The sequence below is a fragment of the Dietzia sp. SLG310A2-38A2 genome (assembly GCF_014145095.1).
Taxonomy (GTDB): Bacteria; Actinomycetota; Actinomycetes; order Mycobacteriales; family Mycobacteriaceae; genus Dietzia.
In genome coordinates this window covers 1-6255 of sequence record NZ_JAALDX010000230.1, presented here as the reverse complement: position 1 = coordinate 6255, position 6255 = coordinate 1, and the positions used below count along the sequence as shown (strand labels likewise).

General features: G+C 70.4%; 11 protein-coding genes and 1 pseudogene. 4 read left to right on the top strand and 8 right to left on the bottom strand.

Annotation, left to right across the window (positions count from 1 at the left end):
- A pseudogene (locus G6027_RS08735) lies at positions 1–342 on the top strand (hypothetical protein); the annotation flags it as partial.
- Positions 343–532: 190 nt separating this feature from the next.
- On the opposite strand, the gene G6027_RS08730 reads toward G6027_RS08735, so the two are convergent.
- From G6027_RS08730 to G6027_RS08695, 8 genes are all read right to left on the bottom strand, one after another.
- Positions 533–1057, bottom strand: coding sequence for a hypothetical protein (locus G6027_RS08730; protein ID WP_182636831.1), 525 nt, complete (start codon positions 1055–1057; stop codon positions 533–535).
- The gene (locus tag G6027_RS08725) at positions 1048–1626 is read right to left on the bottom strand and encodes an RNA polymerase sigma factor (protein WP_182636830.1); all 579 of its coding nucleotides are present in this window, start codon (positions 1624–1626) and stop codon (positions 1048–1050) included. Before G6027_RS08725 ends, G6027_RS08730 begins: the two co-directional genes overlap by 10 nt.
- The gene (locus tag G6027_RS08720; protein WP_182636829.1) at positions 1623–2270 is read right to left on the bottom strand and encodes a hypothetical protein; all 648 of its coding nucleotides are present in this window, start codon (positions 2268–2270) and stop codon (positions 1623–1625) included. Before G6027_RS08720 ends, G6027_RS08725 begins: the two co-directional genes overlap by 4 nt.
- Positions 2271–2284: 14 nt before the next feature.
- Positions 2285–2839, bottom strand: coding sequence for a DUF6286 domain-containing protein (locus tag G6027_RS08715; protein WP_182636828.1), 555 nt, complete (start codon positions 2837–2839; stop codon positions 2285–2287).
- On the bottom strand, positions 2836–3285 hold the full coding sequence (locus G6027_RS08710; protein ID WP_182636827.1) for an Asp23/Gls24 family envelope stress response protein: 450 nt from the start codon (positions 3283–3285) through the stop codon (positions 2836–2838). The genes G6027_RS08715 and G6027_RS08710 overlap by 4 nt, the downstream gene beginning before the upstream one ends.
- A 3-nt stretch (positions 3286–3288) precedes the next feature.
- The gene (locus G6027_RS08705) at positions 3289–3465 is read right to left on the bottom strand and encodes a hypothetical protein (protein WP_162845654.1); all 177 of its coding nucleotides are present in this window, start codon (positions 3463–3465) and stop codon (positions 3289–3291) included.
- Positions 3466–3546: 81 nt separating this feature from the next.
- Positions 3547–4086 (bottom strand): Asp23/Gls24 family envelope stress response protein, encoded by a 540-nt coding sequence (locus G6027_RS08700; protein ID WP_187702739.1) that lies wholly within the window; start codon positions 4084–4086, stop codon positions 3547–3549.
- A gap of 258 nt (positions 4087–4344) precedes the next feature.
- Positions 4345–4752: a hypothetical protein gene (locus G6027_RS08695; RefSeq protein WP_182636826.1), complete on the bottom strand. Its 408-nt coding sequence runs from the start codon at positions 4750–4752 to the stop codon at positions 4345–4347.
- 175 nt (positions 4753–4927) lie between these two features.
- Between G6027_RS08695 and G6027_RS08690 the strand changes: the two genes are divergently transcribed.
- The 3 genes from G6027_RS08690 to G6027_RS08680 all read left to right on the top strand — a co-directional run bounded on the left by G6027_RS08690 (position 4928) and on the right by G6027_RS08680 (position 6120).
- Positions 4928–5527 (top strand): hypothetical protein, encoded by a 600-nt coding sequence (locus G6027_RS08690; RefSeq protein WP_182636825.1) that lies wholly within the window; start codon positions 4928–4930, stop codon positions 5525–5527.
- On the top strand, positions 5527–5751 hold the full coding sequence (locus tag G6027_RS08685) for a helix-turn-helix domain-containing protein (protein ID WP_182636824.1): 225 nt from the start codon (positions 5527–5529) through the stop codon (positions 5749–5751). The genes G6027_RS08690 and G6027_RS08685 overlap by 1 nt, the downstream gene beginning before the upstream one ends.
- 171 nt (positions 5752–5922) lie before the next feature.
- Positions 5923–6120, top strand: a complete 198-nt coding sequence (locus tag G6027_RS08680; protein WP_182636823.1) for a hypothetical protein — start codon at positions 5923–5925, stop codon at positions 6118–6120.
- The last annotated feature ends 135 nt before the right edge of the window (positions 6121–6255 follow it).

The following is a 6255-nucleotide window of genomic DNA, read 5'->3' as shown; positions in this document are numbered from 1 at the left end:
TCCCGCCGATCCCGCCGGATCATGCTGCAGAACATCGGGCTCTCGCTGGCGATCATCATCGTGCTGGTGCCGCTGGCCCTGGCCGGCGTCCTGGGCCTGGCCGCGGTCGTGCTGGTGCACGAGCTCGCGGAGATCCTGGTGATCGCCAACGGTGTCCGCGCCGGACACACGCGGCGTCTCACCTCGGCCGCACCGCTCGACGACACCGCCAGCGTCGCCGCCTCAGCCCCGGTGGAGCGACTGCACCCGCACCTCGAGCTCGGTGCCGACCGGCACCGTGGCCCCCAGCGCGTCCCGCAGCACCACTTGGATGTCCCGGACGCTCTGCCTGACCGGTCGTGAGCGGTCCAGGCTCACCTCCACGGTGACCCTGCTCCCCTCACGGTCGACGTGGAGGCCGAAGTGACTCGAATCGGAACCGGCCCGTCGAATTCGGGCGTCGAGCGCCCTGAGGGAGGTGCCGATACCGGGTTCGATCCCGTTGACCCCGGGGACGGCCACCACCAGGTCGATCAGCTCCGCTGCCGTCGGCTCAGTGTTCATGAAGATCCTCGATGTGGATGTCGACCACCAGGTCGACGAGGTCGAATTCTCGGGCGCACGCGTCACGTACGGCCTCGCGGACCGCGTCCGCGAGGGCGGGCAGATCCGGGGTCGTGACCGCGAGTGAGATGCGGCAGGCGATGCGGCGGGGCAGACCGCGGGTGCCCCAGCCCTCGACCGGGTCGTGGTCGACGGTGGTCCGCAGACTCACCACTCCCGGGACGCCGTCCACGGTGTCGCGGATCAGTGTGCGTAGCGCCAGCTCGGTCAGGGTGTAGGGGCCCACGTCGGTGGGAGGCATCTGCACGCGCGCACCATGCCGGGAATCAGCGCGGACGGCCTCCGCCAGCGCCGATCTCGCCCGGCGGGACAGTTGCACGGAGTCATCGCCCCGGCTCTCGAGCTCGTCCCAGTCGCGGTGCAGGGCACTGATCTGATCGAGATAGTCTCGGGTGGCCACGGCGTCGTCGGGTCCACCGGGTCCGGAGGGTCCGTCCATGGTGTTCACCGCCATTCCTTCATATATTCGATCACGTGCGTGCGGGCACGCGCGAGGCGGCCCCGCGCGGTGGACTCGGTGATGTCGAGCGCGGCCGCGACCTCCCGGTAGGACATGCCGTCGATCTCGCGCAGTGTCCAGCAGGACCGCAGATCCGGGTCCATTGTGCCGAGCACCCGGGCCAGGGCCTGCATCTGCGCGTTGACCACGGTGGTCCGGGCGGGGTCGGATCGGGGGCCCTCGTCGCGGTGGATGTGCAGGAGCTCGGGCGGCTGGGCGTCGGTGGAGCGGCGGGCCCGACGGCGGGCGATGTCGGTCGCCCGCCGCGAGCAGATCTGGGCCAGCCAGCTTCGCACCGCGTCCGGGTCGTCCAGGAGATGCAGCCGCTTCCACGCGGTCAGCAGCGACTCCTGGACCACGTCCTCGCTGTCCTGCCGGTCCCCCAGCACCAGGTAAGCGATGCGGAACAGGCGACCCTGGTGGCGGTCGATCAACACGTCGAAGGCGTCGGGGTCGCCGTCCTGGGCACGTAGCACCAGGGTCCGGTCGGGGTACTCCCCCGGCGGGGAGGGCGCGGGCGTCATGCCGCCTCAGAGACCAGTTCCCCGCCCGCGCTCTCCTGGCGCACGGCCACGCGGTCGGATCGGGAGGACGACCGCGGGGTGTGCACGCGGACCAGCAGGTCGACCGACCGGGGACTGGTGCCGAGCACCGTCTCCGGATCGGCGGCCAGCACCCGGCGGGCCTCCTCGACCGCCCACTCCACCTGTGCGTCCTCGGCTACCGTCACCTCGGCCAGGATTCGCAGAGAGGTCGTGGAGCCGGAGACCCGCACGGAGGCCTCCTCGACGCCCGGGACGCCATCCACCCGCTCGGCGAGCGCACGTTCCAGGACCTGGGGCTCCAGGGTGGCCAGCACCGTGCCGTCGTCGTCGTGCAGACGCAGCGATGTGTGCGACGGTGCGGTGGGGATCTGCGCGAGCAGCAGGCCCAGCCCGGCGAGTACGGCGATGATGGATGCGGCGGTGGCGGCCGGCAGTGCCCACCCACGGTGCTCCTGCACCACCGTGGACACCGTCGAGTCGGTCGGCACCATCAGGCCGGCGAGCGGCGAGCCCGCGGGGATGAGGGAGAAGGACACCGCGACCAGCCACGCCGCGACGGCCAGGGTCAGCAGACCCGCCACCGTCAACGCGATGCGGTTTCGGGTTCCGGAAAGGCTACGCATGATGTGTCGTCCTCTCAGCTTCTGCGGTGGGTGCGCACGCGGGGACGTGACGGGCCGGCCGGTCGCAGTTCGGCCAGCGCACGGTCGACCGCGTCCTTCGCTCCCCTGGTCACCGGGGCGGGGTCGTCGACCACGGTCTCCACGGCAATGTCGATCCGGCGACGACGCACGGCCACGTTCGTACTGTGCACGCCGTCGACGTTCTCGGTGCGCCGTTGGATCCGGCGGGCCAGGTCCCGGCGGGAGATGGCTGTCTCGCCCGGGACGTCGTCCTCGAGGACGAGGACGCGCGACGGGCGTCCCGGCACGAGGGCGGCCAGCAGCAGGGCGAGCCCCACCACCGCCAGCACCACGGCGGCGATGCGCATATCCGTCGATCCGATGCCCGTACCCGAGATCGTGTCCACCGTCGCGGACGCCGCGGCGGGCCAGGTGCCGTCGACCAGATAGGTCACCAGCAGCCAGCTCCCCAGGCCGCCCACGGCCAGGAGCGCCACGGCGAGCAGTCCCACAGGGATTGCGCGCGGCGGCCGTCTGATCAATCCGCTTCCGCGGGTCCGTGCACTCATCTCAGTGCTCCTCTCGTCGCGGTCCCGGGGTTGAGCCACGAGATCTCGATGTCCAGCCGGCCCACCTGGAGGCCGGTCAACTCGCCGACCCTCTCGCGCACGTACCGGCGCAGGCCGCGGCAGGTGTCGGCGAGGTCCACGGGGAACGCGACTCCCACGTTGAGCCTGAGCACGGCGACGGTTCCGTAGAGGTCACAGGTGGCCGACGGGCGCGAGTCGAAGTTCCGGCGGGCGCCCACCCCCAGCAGTCCACCGGCGGCACCGCCCACGTGGGTGTACTCGGAGGCGACCTGCTCGGCGATGCGGCCCACGACGGACGCGGGGATGGTGGTGAGCCCGCGCTCCGCAGCCGGCCGGGGCGCCAGTTCCGGCGGTGCGGACTCCTCGACCTCGGCCGGATCCGGGGCGGGCCGGCGACCGGTCTGGTCAGTCTGCGCGGCGGTCACGGGTCACCGCCTCCGACGATCGGTGAGGCCCTTGATCTCGACGCGCCCCTCCATGGCCAGGCCCACGGCCACCCCGATCACGCCGAAGATCAGCACGATGAGGAACTGGCCGATCGAGCCGAACGCGGCGACGGCGCCGAGGAACAACCCCACCAGAAGTGTGAGATGGGTGGTCTTCATGAGAACTCCTCGCTCAGGGGGTGCGGGGGCGGGCCGGATGTCCCGCCCCCGCGGTGCAGCAGTGGTCGGTAGGTGGGAGGGTCAGCGCAGCTCGCCGCGTCCGCTCTCGGAGCTGGTGCGGACGTCATCGCCGTCGTCGTCCTGCGGCAGGTGAACGTCGGCGACGTTGACGTTGACCTCCACGACCTCGAGTCCGGTGGTGCCCTCGACCTGGTCGATGATGTTGCGACGGATGGCGTTGCCCACGTCGACGATCGAGGCGCCGTACTCCACGACCACCGTCACGTCGATCGCCGTCTGGGTGTCGCCCTTCTCGACGCTGATGCCGCCGGTGACGTTGGTCTGGGCGTTGGGGATGCGATCGGTCACCGCCGAGAAGGCGCGGCGAGCGGCGTTGCCCATGTCGTAGACACCGGGGACCTCACGCGCGGCCATGCCGGCGATCTTGGCCACCACGGCATCGTCCAGCGTGGTGACCCCACGGGACGTCTGGAGCGGTCCGCGGGCGGGCTGCTTCTCGACGGCCTTCTCCTGAGTGGCGGCCTCGGCGGCCTCGGCGGCTTCGGCGGCCTGCTGCTCGCGCGTCTGCTCACGGCCGGTCTTGGGAATTGCGTTCGACATGATTCCTCCTCGCGGGAAGGTCCGGCACCGGGCCGGGCCTTCGATGAACAACTACACAACTAAGACGTCACGAGTCACCGGATCGTCACGAGAGATCTCGAACTTTTTTCCGGGGCCCGATCAGGCCGGAGAGTTGCTGGTCTCAGCCACTGGAAGCCCGGTGGACGAGCCGGGCCGAAGAGCCCGGTGGACGAGCCGGGCGGACGAGCCGGGCGGACGAGCCGGGCCGAAGAGCCGGGTTGACGAGCCGGCGTGGCTCTAGTCCGTGATCCCCGGCAGACGATCGATCCGGACGCGCAGCGCCCGTTCAGGTTGCCGCAGTCCGAACTCCGTGCGGCCCTGCCGGCCGGTGCGTTCACGGCGAGCGGGTCGAGCACGTCGAATAGCGGTCAGCGACACCGGGGCCCGCAGGAGCACCGCGGTCACGACCACGACGAGGGCGAACACCGTCACGGTGAACACGGCGGGCGCCATCCAGCCGCTGCGGGCCTGGAGCACCGCGCCGGCCGCCATCTCCGCTGACCCCACGACGCCACCCATCGACGCACCGAGGGCGACCATGCCGGGTACCAGGGCGGCGGCCACCGCGCCGGTGGCGAGAACCGCGATGCCCACCAGCCTGAGCCCGGGGCCGGGGCAGGTGCGGGGTCCGGGGAGAGAACTCATGAGGGTTCTCCTTTCAGCGTCTGCCCCTGATTCGGAGAGCAACACCACACGGATGGGGCGCCCGATGCCCCACCGAACCGCAGGAAGCACAACTGCATTGACCCAACGATTATCGTGTGCAACGATTATCGATAGGCAAACGATTATCGTTGCATCGGGAGAGCGGAGAGAGACCATGTTCGTCAGCACCACCACGCCGTCCGGTCCGGGGGCATCGGGGCAGCCCGGCGACAAGAAGGAGCGCACCGACGTCTCGGCGACAGCCTTCGGGGCGATAGTAGGTTTTCTGATCGTCGCCGTGTCCGTGTGGCAGAGGATCGCCGCGGGCGGCGTTCCGTCGTCGATCGCACCATTGGCCGGGGAGAACGCCATGGCCGGTGGTCGGACGATCGATGCGGCAGCGCTCTCACCTGCCGCGACCTGGCTGCTGTGGGGCGTCTTCGCCCTCGACGTCGTGCTCATCTCCGTCGTCATCGGTCTGGTCGCAGTGCTCTCGGTCCAGTGCCTCAAAGGGCGGTTCTTCACCAGTGGCACCATCCGGCTACTCACCGCCACCTCCTGGGTGCTGCTCGTCTATCTGGTGGCCCCCGTCATCCCGCGGGCTATCGGCACCAACATGGCGCGCGACGACCTGGGGCTGTCCGATCTCGAGGCGGACGGGACCGAGTGGGAGCACTTCGTGCTCACCTATGTTCTGCTGATGCTCATCTCCCTCATCACTGTGGCGTTCCGTCGGGCGAAGGCGATGCGGGAGGACCAGGAGGGGCTCGTCTGATGGCCGCCCAGGACGGGGACACGAGGGTTCGCTGCCACCTCGACTCGCTGCTGGCGGACAGGGGGATGACGCTGGCGCGACTGTCCGAGATCGTCGGGGTGAGCACGGTCAACCTCTCGGTCCTCAAGAACGATCGCGCCAAGGCGATCCGCTTCACCACGCTCGTCGCGCTCTGTGATGCACTCGGGTGCCAACCCGGAGAGCTGTTCTCAGTGGAGCAGTGACCTCCTGCAACTCCCAACGCACCGGGCCTGCCAGCATGGACGCTGCGCGATTCTCGGCTTCCGGGACGGCCCCCTACCCCCGAGCGCGGACGGGGACTATGGTCATCCGCGACCACCACGGATCCGTGGTCGGGCACCGCGGATCCGTAGTCGAACCGGAAGAGGAGATCCATGGCCACCTCCACCATGCCGCCCCAGGTACTGGGCCAGCGGATGCAGTTGACGACCCTCGAGTTGGGGGTCGGCGCAGCGCTCGCCGCGGTGGCGGTCCTGGCGGTCACCCTGTTCGCGGTGTCGAGCGAATCCGCCCAGTCCTCGCCGGGCGCGGACCGGAACGCTCCCACCTCGGTGGTCAGCCAGGTCCCCTGAGGGCTCCCGCCCTCCGGCCCAGGTATCGGCGCTCGGGGGCCGACGTGGCCTCCTCCGCCGCCAGGCCGTAGAGCTCGGCGGCCGTGGCCCGGTCCCCTGCCAGCTCGTGAAGGTAGGCCTCGGCCGCGGTGCGCC

What these genes read in the sequence shown, in the direction of transcription:
- G6027_RS08680 (WP_182636823.1), top strand. Translation starts at nt 5,923, where the DNA reads ATGGCCACCTCCACCATGCCGCCCCAGGTACTGGGCCAGCGGATGCAG.
- G6027_RS08705 (WP_162845654.1), bottom strand. Translation starts at nt 3,465, where the DNA reads ATGAAGACCACCCATCTCACACTTCTGGTGGGGTTGTTCCTCGGCGCC.
- G6027_RS08720 (WP_182636829.1), bottom strand. Translation starts at nt 2,270, where the DNA reads ATGCGTAGCCTTTCCGGAACCCGAAACCGCATCGCGTTGACGGTGGCG.
- G6027_RS08695 (WP_182636826.1), bottom strand. Translation starts at nt 4,752, where the DNA reads ATGAGTTCTCTCCCCGGACCCCGCACCTGCCCCGGCCCCGGGCTCAGG.
- G6027_RS08730 (WP_182636831.1), bottom strand. Translation starts at nt 1,057, where the DNA reads ATGGCGGTGAACACCATGGACGGACCCTCCGGACCCGGTGGACCCGAC.
- G6027_RS08725 (WP_182636830.1), bottom strand. Translation starts at nt 1,626, where the DNA reads ATGACGCCCGCGCCCTCCCCGCCGGGGGAGTACCCCGACCGGACCCTG.
- G6027_RS08685 (WP_182636824.1), top strand. Translation starts at nt 5,527, where the DNA reads ATGGCCGCCCAGGACGGGGACACGAGGGTTCGCTGCCACCTCGACTCG.
- G6027_RS08700 (WP_187702739.1), bottom strand. Translation starts at nt 4,086, where the DNA reads ATGTCGAACGCAATTCCCAAGACCGGCCGTGAGCAGACGCGCGAGCAG.
- G6027_RS08690 (WP_182636825.1), top strand. Translation starts at nt 4,928, where the DNA reads ATGTTCGTCAGCACCACCACGCCGTCCGGTCCGGGGGCATCGGGGCAG.
- G6027_RS08715 (WP_182636828.1), bottom strand. Translation starts at nt 2,839, where the DNA reads ATGAGTGCACGGACCCGCGGAAGCGGATTGATCAGACGGCCGCCGCGC.